Here is a 16,049-nt window from a genome sequence, read left to right as displayed (position 1 = left end):
TTCGTCCCCATGACCGGGACGAGCGACGACAAGCAGCAATACCGGATCGAACACGACTCCATGGGCGAGGTGCGGGTGCCCGCCCACGCCAGGTGGCGGGCGCAGACGCAGCGCGCCGTGGAGAACTTCCCCCTGTCGGGCCGGCGCCTGGAGCGCGCGCACATCCAGGCGCTGGCCCGGATCAAGGCCGCCGCGGCCCGGGTCAACGCCGAGCTCGGCGTCCTGGACGCGGACCTGGCCCGGGCCGTCGAACAGGCCGCCGAGGAGGTCGCCGAGGGCCGCTGGGACGACCACTTCCCCGTGGACGTCTTCCAGACCGGCTCCGGCACCTCCTCCAACATGAACATGAACGAGGTGCTGGCCACGCTCGCGAGCGAGCGGCTGGGCACGCCGGTGCACCCCAACGACCACGTCAACGCCAGCCAGTCCTCCAACGACGTCTTCCCCTCCTCCATCCACATCGCGGCCACCGCCGCCGTCACCGGGGACCTGATCCCCGCACTGGAGCACCTGGAGCGGGCGCTGGGGCGCAAGGCGGAGGAGTTCGCCGAGGTCGTCAAGTCCGGCCGCACCCACCTGATGGACGCCACGCCCGTCACGCTCGGCCAGGAGTTCGGCGGCTACGCGGCGCAGGTGCGCTACGGGGCGGAGCGGCTGCACGCCTGCCTGCCGCGCCTGGCCGAGCTGCCGCTGGGCGGCACCGCGGTGGGCACCGGCATCAACACCCCGCCGGGTTTCTCCGCGGCCGTCATCGCCGAGGTCGCCCGCACCACCGGGCTGCCGCTGACCGAGGCCCGCGACCACTTCGAGGCCCAGGGGGCCCGGGACGCCCTGGTGGAGACCTCCGGGCAGCTGCGCACCATCGCCGTGAGCCTGACCAAGATCTGCAACGATCTGCGCTGGATGTCCTCGGGCCCGCGCACCGGGCTGGCCGAGATCCGCCTGCCCGACCTCCAGCCCGGCTCCTCGATCATGCCCGGCAAGGTCAACCCGGTGGTCCCCGAGGCGGTCCTGATGGTCGCCGCGCAGGTCATGGGCAACGACGCCACGGTCGCGGTGGCCGGCGCGTCGGGCAACTTCGAGCTGAACGTCATGCTCCCCGTCATCGCCCGGAACCTGCTGGAGTCGATCCGGCTGCTGGCGAACGCCTCCCGGCTGCTGGCCGACCGAACGGTCGACGGCATCGAGGCCGACGCGGAGCGGGCCCGGGAGTACGCCGAGTCCTCCCCGTCCGTGGTGACCCCGCTCAACCGCTACATCGGCTACGAGGAGGCCGCGAAGGTCGCCAAGCGCTCCCTGGCCGAGCGCAAGACCATCCGCGAGGTCGTCCTGGAGGCCGGCTACGTCGAGCGGGGCGTGCTCACCCCGGAGGAGCTCGACCGGGCCCTTGACGTACTGCGCATGACCCGCCCCTGACCCATCCCTGACCCGCGGCACGGGGCCGGTACCGGGCGCGGATCCTGGGCCCGGCCCCGTGCGCGGGCCTAAGATCCGTGCATGACGGCGGACACGGCGGATCACACACACGCGGCGGGCGGCACCCGCTGGAGGGCCGGCGAGCACATCCTGTGGCGGTACCGGGCCAACGGCGGCGACGCCCTGCACATCTGCCGTCCCGTGACCGTCGTCCGCGACGCCCCCGAACTGCTCGCCGTGTGGATGGCGCCGGGGACCGTCTGCGTCAAGCCGGAGCTCGCCGACGGCACGCCCGTGCACCGCGAGCCGCTCGCCACCCGCTACACCAAGCCGCGCCGGACGGTGCGGTCGCGGTGGTTCGGCACCGGGGTCCTCAAGCTCGCACGGGCCGGCGAGCCCTGGTCGGTGTGGCTGTTCTGGGACCGCGGCTGGCGGTTCCGGAACTGGTACGTCAACCTGGAGGAGCCCCTGCGCCGCTGGGCGGGCGGGGTGGACTCCGAGGACCACTTCCTGGACATCACCGTCAACCCCGACCGCACCTGGCGGTGGCGGGACGAGGACGAGTTCGAGCAGGCGCAGCGCGCCGGCCTGATGGGCGCCGCCCAGGCCGAGCGCGTACGGGCCGCCGGGCGGCGCGCGGTGGAGGTGGTCCGCGCCTGGGGCAGCCCCTTCCGGGACGGCTGGGAGGACTGGCGGCCCGATCCCGCCTGGCGGATTCCCCCGCTGCCGCGCGACTGGGACCGCGAACCTGCACGGATCGGATGAAAGGGCTGGTGGGGTGGCCGCGCGTCTCGCATGATGGCGGAGGACGTTCCGCAGTCCCTTGCTGCGCACCCGGGCGTCGAAAGTAGGATCACCCCCGGACTCGGCGGAACGCCCACCACAGCGAACTCCCCTTTTCCACAAGGGATTTGGCGCACCGCCGCGAGAGGAGCCCCAGCGTGAGCGACACGGAAGGCCACCAGGTGTACACGGGCTACGACAGAGCGGCGATCGACCGCGCCGGCCAGGCCGAGGCGTTCGACGCGATCGGCGACCGCTACGACGACGTCTTCCCCCACAAGGAGGGCCAGCTGGCCGCCGGCGCCTGGCTGGCGAAGGAGCTGCCCGCCGGTTCGCGGGTGCTCGACGTCGGCTGCGGCACCGGGGTCCCCACCGCCCGCCAGCTCGCCGACGCCGGGCACCGGGTCACCGGCATCGACATCTCGCCCGGCATGGTCGAGCTCGGCCGGGCCAACGTCCCCGGCGCCGACTTCCGCCTGATGGACCTGGCCGACCTGGAGGCCGCCGGCCTGGGGCCCTTCGACGGCGCCACCGCCTTCTTCTCGCTGCTGATGCTGCCGCGCAAGGAGATCCCCGTCGCCCTGCGGATGCTGCACGGGCAGCTGCGCCCCGGCGGGCTGCTGGCGCTCGGCATGGTCGAGGCGGACGTGGACGACTTCGCCATCCCGTTCCTGGGCCACACGATCCGGGTATCGGGTTACCTGCGGGAGGAGCTGCGCCAGGTGGTGTCCGACGCGGGCTTCGAGATCGAGGGGGAGGAGTCGTTCGCGTACGCGCCGGCCAGTACGGACGTATCCCCCGAGATACAGGTCTTCCTGAACTGCCGACGTCCTTGAGTCCCCAAGCGCTGGGCCCGCCCGATGCACGGCGCGGCCCCGGACGGATGGAAACCCAACGCGTGACGGAGTACCCGACCCCCCGACAGTCCGCTGCCCGGCCGACGGGCGGCGGTGCTCGTACGGCCGCGCCCGCGCCGGAACGAACGGCCGGGCGCGCCGACGCCGCGCACGCCGCGCTTCCCGATCCCCGGGACGAGCCGGGCGCGTCGGACCTGGCGGCCGCCGCGCCCCGGGACGCCCCCGCCCCGCCGGAGGTGCCCGCACCGGCCGCCGGATGCCGCCCGCACACCGGCCACGCCCGGCCCGCGGGCGGCGACGAGCCCGCCGGCCGCAGCCGTCCCGCCGCGCCGGAGCCCGCCGACCGGGACGCCGGGCCGGTGGCGGCCGGGCACCCCGGCGCGGAGGAGCCCGACGAGCGGGCCGAGCGGGAGCGGCGCGGGGGCGACCGGCTGCGCTTCGTCGGAGCCGCCACCCGGCGGATCGCCCGCGGCGTCGATCTGGACGAGACCGTGCTCGGTCTGTGCCGGGCCAGCGTCCCGGCGTTCTCGGACGCGATCCTGGTCTATCTGCGCGATCCGCTGCCGGTGGGGGACGAGCGGCCCACCGGGCCCTTCCTGCTGCGGCTGCGCCGCACCGACCGGCTGCCCGACTACGCCGCCCCGGCGCCCGCCGACGCCGACCCCTCCGACACCGGGGAGTTTCCGCTGCCCCTGCTCGCCCCCCAGCCGGAGGGCGTGGCGAGCGGGACGCCGGAGCTGATCGAGGTACGCGGCGGAGGCCCGCTGGCCGAGGTGCTGCGCGGGGTGCGCCCGGTCTTCGGCGACGCGCCCACCGTCCGCGAGGCGCTGCCGGAACTGCTCGGCCCCGCCCGCGAGATCCCGGCCGGGCGCCGGGCGATCCTCGCCCCGCTGCGGGGGCGCCGCCGGGTCATCGGCGCGGCCGTGTTCCTGCGCCGCCCCGACCGTGCCGCCTTCGAGGGCGACGACCTGCTGGTGGCCGCGCAACTGGCCACGCACACCGCGCTGGGCGTGGACAAGGCGGTGCTCTACGGGCGTGAGGCGTACATCGCCGACGAGCTCCAGCGCACCATGCTCCCCGACGAGCTGCCCCAGCCCACCGGGGTGACGCTGGCCAGCCGCTACCTCCCGGCGGCCGAGACCGCGCGGGTGGGCGGCGACTGGTACGACGCGATACCGCTGCCCGGCGGCCGGGTGGCCCTGGTCGTCGGGGACGTCATGGGGCACTCCATGACCTCCGCGGCGATCATGGGCCAGCTGCGCACCACCGCCCAGACCCTGGCCGGCCTCGACCTGCCGCCGCAGGAGGTGCTGCACCACCTCGACGAGCAGGCCCAGCGCCTGGGCAGCGACCGCATGGCGACCTGCCTGTACGCCGTCTACGACCCCGTCGCCCACCGGATCGTGGTGGCCAACGCCGGGCACCCGCCGCCGGTGATGCTGCACCGCGACGGCCACGCCGAGGTGCTGCGCATCCCGGCCGGGGCGCCCATCGGGGTTGGGGGCGTGGACTTCGAGGCGGTGGAGCTGGACGCCCCGGCCGGTGCCACGCTGCTGCTCTACACCGACGGCCTGGTGGAGTCCCGTCACCGGGACGTGTGGACCGGCATCGAGCAGCTGCGCGAGAAGCTCACCGACACCGCGGGGCTGACCCGCCCCGACACCCCGCCGCCGCTGGAGCCGCTGTGCGACGAGGTGCTGGACATCCTCGGCCCCGGCGACCGGGACGACGACATCGCGCTGCTGGCGGCCCGCTTCGACGGCATCCCGCCCAGCGACGTCGCCTACTGGTACCTCGACCCGCGCGCCCAGACCGCGCGGCAGGCCCGCCGCCTGGCCCGGCGGGCGCTGGAGCGCTGGGACCTGACGGACCTGACGGACTCCGTCGAGCTGCTGGTCAGCGAGGTGGTCACCAACGCCGTCCGCTACGCCGAGCGGCCCATCACCCTGCGGCTGCTGCGCACCGACGTACTGCGCTGCGAGGTCGGGGACGACGTGCCGCAGCTCCCCAGGCTGCGGCAGGCCAGAGCCACGGACGAGGGCGGGCGGGGCCTGTACCTGGTCAACCGGCTCGCCCGGCGCTGGGGCGCGACCCGGCTGAGCACCGGCAAGGTGGTGTGGTTCGAGCTGCCCATGCCGTAGCGCGGCCGCGGCGGGCCGGTTCCGGCCGGGTCCCGGGCGGCCGGCGGACGGCCGCGGAACGACCGGGCGGGCCCGCACCACTCGGGGTGCGGGCCCGCCCGGCTGCGCGCCGGTCCTCGGGGCCGTGCGCGCGGAGGTCTCCGGCGGGTCGTCAGACCGCGGCGGCCTCGGCGGCCGGGGCATCCGCCTGCGCCCCGGCCAGCGTGGCCTCGGCGTCCAGCACCGTGCCGACGGCCTGGAGGACGGAGGCGATCTTGAAGGCCTCCTGGATCGTCTCGCGGTCCACACCGGCCTTGCGGAGCACCTGCTCGTGGGAGTCCAGGCACTGCCCGCAGCCGTTGACCGCGGAGACGGCCAGTGACCACAGCTCGAAGTCGGCCTTGTCCACGCCCGGGTTGCCGATGACGTTCATCCGCAGGCCCGCGCGCAGGGTGCCGTACTCCGGGTCCGACAGCAGGTGCCGGGTGCGGTAGAAGACGTTGTTCATCGCCATGACGGCCGCGGCGGCCTTGGCGGCGGTGTACGCCTCGGGCGAGAGGTTGGCCTTGGCCTCCGGCTCCAGCTCGGTGAGCACCTTCGGCGAGCGCGAGGCGATCGCGCAGGCCAGCACCGTGCCCCACAGCTGCTGCCGGGGCAGTTCGGAGTTCCCTATCACCGAGCCGAGGTTGAGCTTGAGGTCCTTGGCGTAGCCGGGCAGGGCCGACTTCAGGTCGTCGAGAGCCATGTCGTCGTCCCAGTCCTCACTCGCCCGCGAGCAGCTTGACCGGGTCGAGGGTCTCCTCGCCCTTGGACCAGTTGCAGGGGCACAGCTCGTCGGTCTGCAGGGCGTCCAGGACCCGCAGGACCTCCTTGGGGTTACGGCCGACGGAGCCGGCGGTCACCATGGTGAACTGGATCTCGTTGTTCTGGTCGACGATGAAGACGGCGCGCTGGGCGTAGCCGTCCTCGCCCTCGACGCCGCAGGCCCGCATCAGCTCGTGCTTGGGGTCGGCCAGCATCGGGAAGGGCAGGTCGCGCAGGTCGGCGTGGTCCTTGCGCCAGGCGTGGTGCACGAACTCCGAGTCGCCCGAGACACCGAGGATCTGGGCGTCACGGTCGGCGAACTCGTCGTTCAGCTTGCCGAAGGCGGCGATCTCGGTCGGGCAGACGAAGGTGAAGTCCTTCGGCCAGAAGAAGACGACCTTCCACTTGCCCTCGTACGTCTTGTGGTTGATCTGCTCGAACGCCTTGTCGGCGTCGAGGTCCACACAGGCGGTCAGATCGAACTCGGGGAACTTGTCACCGACAGTGAGCACGCTCGCTCCTTGTTGCGTGGAAACGCCCCGGAACGGGGCTTTCCTGAGGGTTGGACGCGATCCACACTGCCACAGCCGACATTGATCAAAGAAATAGCTAGACTCGCTGGCATTGATCGGAGGTGGTTATCAGTGACCCTGCCGGCGCACAGGCCGCGCCAGGAGTCCCGCGGGCGCCCCCACCAGGGGCCGGCACCGCACGGCCGGCGGACCCGTCAGCCCACGCTGTCCCAGTTGCGGGCGTTCACCGCCGTGGCGGACAACCTCCACTTCCGGGAGGCCGCCGCGGAGATCGGGATGAGCCAGCCGGCCCTGTCGGGTGCCGTCGCGGCGCTGGAGGAGTCACTGGGGGTGAGGCTGCTGGAGCGTACGACGCGAAGAGTACTGCTCTCCCCGGCGGGTGAGCGTCTGGCGTCCAGAGCCCGGACAGTGCTGGACGCGATGGAGGAACTGCTGGAGGAGGCGGAGGCGGCGCGTGCGCCCTTCACGGGCGCGCTGCGACTGGGAGTGATCCCGACCTGTGCCCCCTACCTGCTGCCGACGGTCCTGAGGCTCGTTCACGATCGCTATCCGGCACTGGATCTGCAGGTGCACGAGGAGCAGACCGCCTCGCTGCTCGACGGCCTGGTGGCCGGACGGCTCGACCTGCTGCTGCTCGCGGTGCCGCCCGGCGCACCGCAGACCGCGGGCGCCGGCGGGGTGGAGACGGTGCCGCTGTTCGACGAGGACTTCGTGCTGGTGACTCCGAGCGGACACGAACTGGCCGGCCGGGACGGCCTGCCCCGCGAGACGCTGCGCGGCCTGGACCTGCTGCTCCTGGACGAGGGGCACTGTCTGCGCCAGCAGGCCCTGGACGTGTGCCGCGAGGCCGGGCGGACCGACGGGGTGCCGGCCACCACGAGCGCGGCGGGCCTGTCCACCCTGGTCCAGCTCGTCGCGGGCGGACTGGGCGTGACGCTGCTGCCGCGCACCTCGCTGCACGTGGAGACCGAGCGCAACGAACTGCTGGCGACCGCGTGCTTCGCCGACCCCGCGCCCTCGCGGCGGATCGGCCTGGCGATGCGGGCGGGAACGGCCCGGCGGGACGAGTTCGCGGTGCTCGCCAAGGATTTGCGGGAGGCAATGCGTCCGCTTCCGGTGCGCATCGTGGACTGACGGTGCGCCGGATTCGCACGCCGGCCCGGCCCGCCGCACGTCACGCTGCGCACACGGCGGCCGTACCCCCGCCGGGCCCCGCCGCCCGGGCGCGCGGCGGGCCGCCCGGCGGTACGCCACCGTATGCATAAGCGTGCGCACAGTGGGTAGAGCCGATGCATCGTCTCTCGTACGGCCGCAGCGCGAACTGCCGTGCGCAGCAAGGCGGGTCAGGGTGACTCAATCGAAAGATCGAACAGCCGTAGCCGTCGTCAGGAGTGGACCGTGCTGCAAACGCCGCATCAGTCTCCGCAGGCCGCCGTCGTCCCAGTCCAGCGCACCTCCTCGCGCGAGCAAACCGGACCGTGGCACTCCGAGGCGGTCTGCCGCAGGGACGAGGCAGGCCTGTTCTTCGCGCCCTCCAAGGAGCCCACGGCGGCCCGCCTTTCGCGCGAGCAGGCGGCCAAGCGGGTCTGCGCACGCTGCCCGGTGCTCGTCGAGTGCCGTGAGCACGCGCTGCTCCAGCCCGAACCGTACGGAGTGTGGGGCGGGTTGACCGCGGCCGAGCGCAGAGTGATGCTCGCCCGCCGCCGTCGCCGCGACGCCGACCTGGGGCAGTCCGCCCAGGTGCCCCGCATCGCCTGACGGCTCCCCGCCGTTCCAGCCGTTCCCGCCCCCCGCCCCGGTACCGGTCCCGGCGCCGGCTCAGCCTTCCGGCCGGCCCCGGGACCTTCCGCGCCCGTACCTCAGCGGGCCCGGTCGAAGTCGACGGCGCTGTAGGCGCGCAGCTTCGACAGCTTGTGGGTGGAGTCGATCTGGCGGATGGTGCCGGACCTCGACCGCATCACCAGCGACTGGGTGGTGGCCGTCTCCGCGCGGTAGCGAACCCCCCGCAGCAGGTCGCCGTCGGTGATGCCGGTGGCGACGAAGAACACGTTGTCGCCGCTGACCAGGTCGTCGGTGGTCAGGACGCGGTCCAGGTCGTGGCCCGCGTCGAGCGCCTTGTGCCGCTCCTCGTCGTCCTTGGGCCACAGCCGGCCCTGGATCACACCGCCCAGGCACTTGATCGCGCAGGCGGCGATGATGCCCTCCGGCGTACCGCCGATGCCCAGCAGCAGGTCGACGCCCGTGCCCTCGCGGGCGGCCATGATCGCGCCGGCCACGTCGCCGTCGGAGATGAACTTGATCCGGGCGCCGGACTCCCGGACCTCCTTGACGATGCCGTCGTGGCGCGGCCGGTCCAGGATGACGACGGTGACGTCCTCCGGCGCGCCGCCCTTGGCCTTGGCGACCCGGCGGATGTTGACCGAGGGCGGGGCGGTGATGTCGACGAACTCGGCCGCCTCCGGGCCGGTGACGAGCTTGTCCATGTAGAACACGGCCGACGGGTCGAACATCGAGCCGCGCTCGGCCACGGCCAGCACCGACACCGCGTTGCCCATGCCCTTGGCGGTCAGCGTCGTGCCGTCCACCGGGTCCACGGCCACGTCGCACTCCGGGCCGGTCCCGTCGCCCACGCGCTCGCCGTTGTAGAGCATCGGGGCCTCGTCCTTCTCCCCCTCGCCGATGACGACGACGCCGTTCATCGAGACGGTGGAGACCAGGGTGCGCATGGCGCGGACGGCCGCCCCGTCCGCGCCGTTCTTGTCGCCGCGGCCGACCCAGCGGCCCGATGCCATGGCGCCCGCCTCGGTCACGCGGACGAGTTCGAGTGCGAGGTTGCGGTCGGGTGCCTCGGGGCTTACTTCGAGCGGGGAGGGCAGGTGGTTGTGATCGGTCATCGTGACGCACCTTTCTGCACGTCTGTACGGCGTCCGAACGCGACGGCCGAAGTGTTGAGGGTGCCTTCGACCCTATCCGGAGCAGTGGCAAAGTGAGCAGAGTGCCCCACGGATGAGCGGAAAGGGGGTGGTGGTCCGGGCGGAAACGGGCATGGGGGACCATGGAACCGTGGCAAGCACGGAGAACAAGCGCGGTAGGCAGACGGCCCGGGACATGGTGCTGTCGTTGCTGGTGATCCTTCTGGGCGCGGGGTTCGTGTACCTGCTCGTCCCGCACGACGACTCGCTCGACCCGGTGCGCCCGATCAGCTACGACATCGAGCTGGTCACGGCGCGGCGCGCGGCGCCGTATCCGGTGGCGGCCCCCGTGGGCCTGCCGGACACCTGGCGCGCGACCTCGGTGGACTACAAGCGGCAGAGCGACCTCGGGGCCGTGTGGCGTCTGGGCTTCATGGACCCCGACGACCAGTACGCGGCCGTCGGGCAGAGCGACGGCGACCCGGAGAAGTTCATCAGGAGCGTCACCCACGGGGCGGAGCCGGCCGACCGCACCCGGACGGTCGACGGCGAGGAGTGGGAGCGCTACGAGGGCGCCAAGTACGACGCGCTGGTCCGGCGGGAGTCCGGGGTGACCACGGTGGTGACGGGCACGGCGTCCTTCGACAGCCTCGCGAGGCTGGCCGGCGCGCTGGAGGCGGAGCCGGCCGGGGGCCCGGAGCGGGCCGGCGGGACCGGGGAGTCCGGCGAGCCACTGGAGACCGCGGCGCCCGGCAGGGACTGAGCGGAGGCGGGCCGCCGGACCGGAAGTCCGGCGGCCCGCCGCGCGTCCCGGACGGTGGTGAGGACGCCCTCGCAGGCCGGGTGGTCCGGGCGCGGCAGGGCCGGGGCCGTCCCCGTCACCCCGGGCCGTCCGCGGCTCCCGTGTCGTCCGACGGCCCCTCCTCGTCCTCGGCCAGCACCGCGTCCAGCCGCGCACGGGCGCCCTCCAGCCAGCGGCGGCAGACCGCGGCCAGCTCCTCGCCCCGCTCCCACAGGGCCAGCGACTCCTCCAGCGTGGAGCCGCCCGCCTCCAGACGGCGGACCACGGCGACCAGCTCGTCGCGCGCCTGCTCGTAGCCCATCTCCCCGGCCGGCGGGGTGCCGGTGCTCGTGTCTTCCATGGGCCTCAGCCTAGGCCCGGGGCCTGACAGCGCGGATCCCTCACCCGTCCTCGCCGCGCCGCGCGACCACCGTCAGCTCCCCCTCGGCCACCCGGGCGCGCAGCCGCTCGCCGTCGGCCACCTCCCGTGCCGCCCGCACCGCGCTCCCGTCGGCCCGCTGCAGCACCGCGTAGCCGCGTGCGAGCGTCGCGGCGGGGGAGAGGGCGACGACCCGGGCGGCGGTGTGCTCCAGCTCCGCCTCGGCCCGCGCCAGCAGATGCCCGAACGTCCGCCGGGCGCGGTCGAGCACCGCCGCGACCTGCTCCTCGCGCTCGGCCACCATCGCGTGCGGCCGGGCCATCACCGGGCGGCTCATGGTGTCCGCCAGCCCCCGCTCCTGCCGCTCCAGCATCCCCTCGACCGCCCGCAGCGCCCGCTCGCGCAGCTGCCGCACCCGGTCCAGCTCCTCGCGCACGTCCGGCACGACGTCCTTGGCGGCGTGGGTGGGCGTACGGGAGCGCAGGTCGGCGACCAGGTCCAGCAGGGGGGTGTCCGGCTCGTGCCCGATGGCCGAGACGACCGGGGTGACGCAGTCGGCCACCGTCCGCACCAGGCGCTCGTCGGAGAAGGGCAGCAGGTCCTCCACGCTGCCGCCGCCCCGGGCCACGATGATCACGTCCACCTCCGGATCGGCGTCCAGCTCCCGCACCGCGTCGATCACCTGCGCCACCGCGTGCACGCCCTGCACGGCCACGTTGCGCACGGCGAAGCGGACGGCGGGCCAGCGCTGCCGCGCCGTCTCCAGCACGTCCCGCTCGGCCGCGGAGGCGCGGCCGGTGACCAGACCGACCAGGCCGGGCAGGAAAGGCAGCGGCTTCTTCCGCTCGGCCGCGAACAGGCCCTCGGCCGCCAGCGACTTCTTCAGCTGCTCCAGCCGCGCCAGCAGCTCGCCCATCCCCACCGGCCGGATCTCGCTCACCCGCAGGGAGAGCTGACCGCGCGGCGCGTACCACTCCGGCTTGCCCAGGGCCACGATCCGGGCGCCCTCGCCCACCACGTCCGCCACCTTGTCGAAGACGGCGCGGTAGCAGGTCACGGTCAGCGAGACGTCGTAGGAGGGGTCGCGCAGGGTCAGGAACACCACCCCCGCGCCGGGGCGCCGGGAGAGCTGGGTGATCTGCCCCTCGACCCACACGGCGCCGAGCCGGTCGATCCATCCGCCGATCAGCCGCGACACCTCGCCGACGGGGACCGGCGCCTCGGGCGACGTGTTGAGAGCCATGGAAGGAGGCTAGCGGCACCCCCCGACAGCCTCCGCCCCGCCGGGGGCCCGCGTCCCGGGCCCGTACGATGGCCCCATGACTGCTACGACCGCACGCCGGGTCCTCCTCGCCGCGCCCCGCGGCTACTGCGCGGGCGTCGACCGCGCCGTGATCGCCGTCGAGAAGGCGCTGGAGCAGTACGGCGCGCCGATCTACGTGCGCAAGGAGATCGTCCACAACAAGTACGTCGTGGAGACCCTGCGCAAGAAGGGCGCGATCTTCGTCGACGAGACGGAGGAGGTGCCCGAGGGATCCATCGTGATCTTCTCCGCCCACGGGGTCGCCCCGGTCGTCCACGAGGAGGCCGAGCGGCGGAAGCTTGCGACCATCGACGCCACCTGCCCCCTGGTGACCAAGGTGCACAAGGAGGCCGTCCGCTTCGCGAAGGAGGACTACGACATCCTCCTGATCGGCCACGAGGGCCACGAGGAGGTCATCGGCACCAGCGGAGAGGCGCCCGACCACATCACGCTGGTCGACGGCCCCGGGGACGTGGAGAACGTCGAGGTGCGCGACCCGGACAAGGTCGTCTGGCTCTCCCAGACCACGCTGTCGGTCGACGAGACGATGGAGACGGTCGACGCGCTCAAGGAGCGTTTCCCGGGCCTGGTCAGCCCGCCGAGTGACGACATCTGCTACGCCACCCAGAACCGGCAGACCGCGGTCAAGCAGGTCGCCGCCGAATCCGACCTGGTCATCGTCGTCGGCTCGAAGAACTCCTCCAACTCCGTCCGCCTGGTCGAGGTCGCCCTCGGCGCGGGCGCCGGGGCCGGCCACCTGGTCGACAACGCCTCCGAGATCGACGAGGCGTGGCTGGAGGGGGTCGCCACCGTCGGCGTCACCTCGGGCGCCTCGGTGCCGGACGTGCTGGTCGAGGGCGTCCTGGAGTGGCTGGTCGAGCGCGGCTACGGCGATGTGGAGGTCGTCCAGCCGATGGAGGAGAAGCTGACCTTCTCCCTCCCCAAGGAGCTGCGCCGGGATCTGCGCGCCGAGGCCGAGCGCAAGGCCGCCGGCTAACCGGCGGGCTGCTGGGCGGGCCGGTCCCCGCCCTCCGCGCGAGCGGGGGCGGCGGGGGCCGGAGGCCGCTTCCGCGTTCCGGCGGCCCTCCGTGCTCCGGTCCTCCCCGCCCCGCGGGGCCCGGCACGCCTGGTGCCGGGTCTGCGGCCGGCCCGTCCGCGGGCTACGGCGACGGCCACGGCGGTCAGCGTGCCCCCGTAGAGCCATCCGGCGTGCACGGCCAGCGCGGTCACCAACTCCACCAGCCGCTCCACCGGCCCGCCCGAGCCTCCGCTGACGAACAGCAGTCCGGCCGTGAACGCGATCGGTGCGGCGATCGGTGCGGTGGCCAGGTCGGCCGGTCGCACCCACAGCGCGCACACGGCGCTCACCAGCACGAAGGAGATCCCGTAGACGGCCGGCCGGCCGTCCAGCAGCAGAGCGTCCAGCCCGCCGGCCAGCAGCATCGCGCCCGTGGCCAGCAGCCCGCAGCCGAGCCCGGTCAGGCGCGCGCCCGGCGGCCACTCGCGCCGGGCGGCCCCGGCGCCCGCGCGGGGCGGGCCCGGCGCGGGCCGCGCGGGAGCGCGCCGGAGCGGGCCCTCCTCGGCTTCGGGGGACGCGGGCTGCGCCGTCCGGCGTCGCGGACGGAGACGGGGGGTGCGCGCACTGTGTTGCTCCACCACACCAACGTAGGCCGGAGACCGGCCCGGAGCCCGGGACGGACACGCCAGGGCCGCCCTTTGGAGTGCCCGTAGACTGGTGGATCGGCCCCCATCCGGGCCGGTCCACCAAGATCCTCTCGCTACGGGAAGTCGCCACGTGTCGCTCACGATCGGAATCGTCGGCCTGCCCAACGTCGGCAAGTCGACCCTGTTCAACGCCCTGACCAAGAACGACGTCCTGGCGGCCAACTACCCGTTCGCCACCATCGAGCCGAACGTCGGCGTCGTCGGCGTCCCCGACGCCCGGCTCGCCCGGCTCGCGGAGATCTTCGGCTCCCAGCGCGTCCTGCCCGCGACCGTCGACTTCGTCGACATCGCCGGCATCGTGCGCGGCGCGAGCGAGGGCGAGGGACTGGGCAACAAGTTCCTGGCGAACATCCGCGAGTCGGACGCGATCTGCCAGGTCATCCGCGCCTTCGACGACGAGAACGTGGTCCACGTCGACGGCCGGGTCTCGCCGAAGGACGACATCGAGACGATCGACACCGAGCTGATCCTCGCCGACCTCCAGACCATCGAGAAGGTCCTGCCCCGGCTCCAGAAGGAGTCCCGGATCAAGAAGGACGTCCAGCCCAAGGTCAAGGCCGTCGAGGAGGCCAAGGCCATCCTGGACGAGGGCCGCACGCTGTTCTCGGCGGGCATCGTCCAGGGCTCCGAGCGGGCCGAGCTCCTGCACGACCTGCACCTGCTCACCACCAAGCCCTTCCTCTACGTCTTCAACGTGGACGAGGAGGAGCTGACCGACGAGGCCTTCAAGGAGGAGCAGCGCAAGCTGGTCGCCCCGGCCGAGGCGATCTTCCTCAACGCCAAGCTGGAGTCCGACCTCGCCGAGCTGGAGGAGGACGAGGCCCTGGAGCTGCTCCAGTCGGTGGGCCAGGAGGAGCCGGGTCTGGCCACCCTCGCCCGCGTCGGCTTCGACACCCTCGGCCTCCAGACGTACCTGACGGCGGGCCCGAAGGAGGCCCGCGCCTGGACGATCAAGAAGGGCGCCACGGCCCCCGAGGCGGCCGGCGTGATCCACACCGACTTCCAGAAGGGCTTCATCAAGGCCGAGGTGATCTCCTTCGAGGACCTGGTCGAGGCGGGCTCGGTGGCCGAGGCCCGCGCCCGCGGCAAGGCCCGCATGGAGGGCAAGGACTACGTGATGCGCGACGGCGACGTGGTGGAGTTCCGCTTCAACGTGTAGGGCGTGGCATGTCACCACGTGGCTGATCTGGCAAACGTGCAGGTCAGGAGCGGAAGCCGTACCGGGCGCGGGTTCGCAGCGCGTGCGGCGGGATGCGGCGGCACTCCCGGTCGAGGATCTCGGCGGCGGCCTTGGGGCGACCGAGGTCGTGCAGGTACCAGCCGGTCGTCATCGCCGCCGGATCGCTCAGGTTGGTGGTGCCGATCACGGGATCGGCGCCGCTGCGGGCGTCGTCGCTGCCGAGCAGCTCCCGCGCCCTGTCGAGGCTGCGGAGGCAGTCGCGTTCGTCGCCGACGAGGGCGTGTCCCTGCGCCTCCCGCTGGGCCGCGAGTCCTCGGACGCGCGGCGGGAGTTCGTCACTCTGGGCCCGGCGGGCCAGGGCGACGGTGCCCGCGGCGTCCCCGCCGTAGAGCGTGACCAGGGCACGGCGCACGAGCGCGTAGGAACCGAGGTACGGATCGCCGCCGGCGCGCGCCGGTTCGGCGGCCTCACCGGTCCAGTCGAGCACCGCGCCGCTGTCCCCGGCCTCCTGGGCCATCCAGCCGGTGAACTCCGCGAACCGCGACGCGAGCAGGAGCGCGGGGGCCCGGGCGGCGGACGGAGTGTCGGCCACCAGCCCGGCGGCCGTGCGTGTCTGCGTCTCCAGCAGGGGAAGCAGGACCCTCGGCGCGGTGGACTGGCCTAGCATTCGTAGCTGGTCGAACTGTGCGCGGAAGGAGGGAAGGAGGGGGCCGCCGGCAAAGGACGCCCGACCGCTGAGTTTCAGGCCGAGGTCGATCAGCGTGCCCGTGCCCGCCGAGAGGACCGCCCGGCGCCCGACGAGCCGGAGGCTCGGGGTGGCGGGGGTTTCGGCGGTGCCCGAGTCGGTCTCGGGGCGGATCACCAGGCGCTGCAGCTCGCCGTTCGCGCCGAGGAAGGCGTCGCACCGACGGGCCGGTTCGGGGGACGCGGAACGCTCCCCGCGCTCGACCTTGCTGAGGTGCCCCTTGTCGTAGTTGAGTGCCACCGAGAACTCGGTCAGAGTGAGTCGCGCTTCCTGTCGTAAACGGCGAAGCTCCGGGCCAGAACGTAAATCTGCACTCATCAGCAACCTCCCCTTGAGCAGCGACCGTAGAGCCGTGAGCCCTCACAGGGATGTTCGTTCGGCATTCACCGGCCGACGCGAAGGCCGACGGTGAACACTCTTCGTGATGGAGCCGTTTCGTTTCGCGTCCGATGGTGGGTTTGGCACGAGGGGCGCTTCAAGAACTGTGGTCCGGTGGGGTTGCCCGTTGCGT

Annotated in this window: 16 protein-coding genes; 9 read left to right on the top strand and 7 right to left on the bottom strand. The window is 73.3% G+C overall.

Translation table 11 applies throughout. From position 1 onward, the window contains the following. The first annotated feature begins 9 nt into the window (after positions 1-9). The 4 genes from QPK52_RS08905 to QPK52_RS08890 all read left to right on the top strand — a co-directional run bounded on the left by QPK52_RS08905 (position 10) and on the right by QPK52_RS08890 (position 5,197). Positions 10-1,416, top strand: coding sequence for a class II fumarate hydratase (locus tag QPK52_RS08905; RefSeq protein ID WP_410536710.1), 1,407 nt, complete (start codon positions 10-12; stop codon positions 1,414-1,416). An 81-nt stretch (positions 1,417-1,497) separates the two neighbouring features. Then, positions 1,498-2,181, top strand: a complete 684-nt coding sequence (locus QPK52_RS08900; protein WP_410536709.1) for a DUF402 domain-containing protein — start codon at positions 1,498-1,500, stop codon at positions 2,179-2,181. Positions 2,182-2,357: 176 nt separating this feature from the next. After that, a complete protein-coding gene (locus tag QPK52_RS08895; protein ID WP_410536708.1) occupies positions 2,358-3,035 on the top strand; it encodes a class I SAM-dependent methyltransferase in 678 nt (225 codons plus the stop codon). A 47-nt stretch (positions 3,036-3,082) separates the two neighbouring features. Next, a complete protein-coding gene (locus QPK52_RS08890) occupies positions 3,083-5,197 on the top strand; it encodes a SpoIIE family protein phosphatase (protein WP_410536706.1) in 2,115 nt (704 codons plus the stop codon). A 151-nt stretch (positions 5,198-5,348) separates the two neighbouring features. Here the strand turns inward: QPK52_RS08890 and QPK52_RS08885 are convergent, their stop codons facing one another. Both QPK52_RS08885 and QPK52_RS08880 read right to left on the bottom strand, forming a co-directional pair. Continuing rightward, entirely contained in the window at positions 5,349-5,921 is a 573-nt protein-coding gene (locus QPK52_RS08885) for an alkyl hydroperoxide reductase (RefSeq protein WP_410536705.1), read from the bottom strand. 16 nt (positions 5,922-5,937) lie between these two features. After that, complete coding sequence (locus QPK52_RS08880; RefSeq protein ID WP_093661175.1) at positions 5,938-6,492, bottom strand: peroxiredoxin; 555 nt, start codon at positions 6,490-6,492, stop codon at positions 5,938-5,940. Between the two features lie 234 nt (positions 6,493-6,726). Here QPK52_RS08880 and QPK52_RS08875 point away from each other — a divergent pair, with 234 nt between their 5' ends. Together QPK52_RS08875 and QPK52_RS08870 are read left to right on the top strand one after the other, a co-directional pair. Then, positions 6,727-7,647: a hydrogen peroxide-inducible genes activator gene (locus QPK52_RS08875; protein ID WP_410536704.1), complete on the top strand. Its 921-nt coding sequence runs from the start codon at positions 6,727-6,729 to the stop codon at positions 7,645-7,647. Positions 7,648-7,911: 264 nt separating this feature from the next. Then, positions 7,912-8,271: a WhiB family transcriptional regulator gene (locus tag QPK52_RS08870; protein ID WP_093661177.1), complete on the top strand. Its 360-nt coding sequence runs from the start codon at positions 7,912-7,914 to the stop codon at positions 8,269-8,271. 101 nt (positions 8,272-8,372) lie between these two features. On the opposite strand, the gene glpX is transcribed toward QPK52_RS08870, so the two are convergent. Further along, a complete protein-coding gene (gene glpX, locus QPK52_RS08865; protein WP_410536702.1) occupies positions 8,373-9,407 on the bottom strand; it encodes a class II fructose-bisphosphatase in 1,035 nt (344 codons plus the stop codon). Positions 9,408-9,558: 151 nt separating this feature from the next. Here glpX and QPK52_RS08860 point away from each other — a divergent pair, with 151 nt between their 5' ends. Next, entirely contained in the window at positions 9,559-10,188 is a 630-nt protein-coding gene (locus tag QPK52_RS08860; protein ID WP_410536701.1) for a DUF4245 domain-containing protein, read from the top strand. Positions 10,189-10,303: 115 nt separating this feature from the next. Here QPK52_RS08860 and QPK52_RS08855 read toward each other — a convergent pair whose 3' ends face one another. Together QPK52_RS08855 and xseA are read right to left on the bottom strand one after the other, a co-directional pair. Next, positions 10,304-10,567, bottom strand: a complete 264-nt coding sequence (locus tag QPK52_RS08855) for an exodeoxyribonuclease VII small subunit (RefSeq protein WP_410536699.1) — start codon at positions 10,565-10,567, stop codon at positions 10,304-10,306. A 40-nt stretch (positions 10,568-10,607) separates the two neighbouring features. After that, entirely contained in the window at positions 10,608-11,828 is a 1,221-nt protein-coding gene (gene xseA, locus QPK52_RS08850) for an exodeoxyribonuclease VII large subunit (RefSeq protein ID WP_410536697.1), read from the bottom strand. 76 nt (positions 11,829-11,904) lie between these two features. Here xseA and QPK52_RS08845 point away from each other — a divergent pair, with 76 nt between their 5' ends. Beyond that, positions 11,905-12,885, top strand: coding sequence for a 4-hydroxy-3-methylbut-2-enyl diphosphate reductase (locus QPK52_RS08845; RefSeq protein ID WP_410536695.1), 981 nt, complete (start codon positions 11,905-11,907; stop codon positions 12,883-12,885). On the opposite strand, the gene QPK52_RS08840 is transcribed toward QPK52_RS08845, so the two are convergent. Continuing rightward, entirely contained in the window at positions 12,882-13,544 is a 663-nt protein-coding gene (locus QPK52_RS08840; protein ID WP_410536693.1) for a DUF6542 domain-containing protein, read from the bottom strand. The genes QPK52_RS08845 and QPK52_RS08840 overlap by 4 nt on opposite strands. A gap of 139 nt (positions 13,545-13,683) precedes the next feature. Here QPK52_RS08840 and ychF point away from each other — a divergent pair, with 139 nt between their 5' ends. Then, positions 13,684-14,772 (top strand): redox-regulated ATPase YchF, encoded by a 1,089-nt coding sequence (gene ychF / locus QPK52_RS08835; protein WP_410536692.1) that lies wholly within the window; start codon positions 13,684-13,686, stop codon positions 14,770-14,772. A gap of 43 nt (positions 14,773-14,815) precedes the next feature. Here the strand turns inward: ychF and QPK52_RS08830 are convergent, their stop codons facing one another. Then, a complete protein-coding gene (locus QPK52_RS08830; RefSeq protein WP_410536690.1) occupies positions 14,816-15,778 on the bottom strand; it encodes a hypothetical protein in 963 nt (320 codons plus the stop codon). Positions 15,779-16,049: the final 271 nt, after the last annotated feature.

This window comes from Streptomyces sp. KL2 (assembly GCF_046529545.1).
Lineage (GTDB): Bacteria > Actinomycetota > Actinomycetes > Streptomycetales > Streptomycetaceae > Streptomyces > Streptomyces radiopugnans.
Note: the sequence above shows the minus strand (reverse complement) of the source record. Positions and strands in the feature narration are given on the sequence as shown.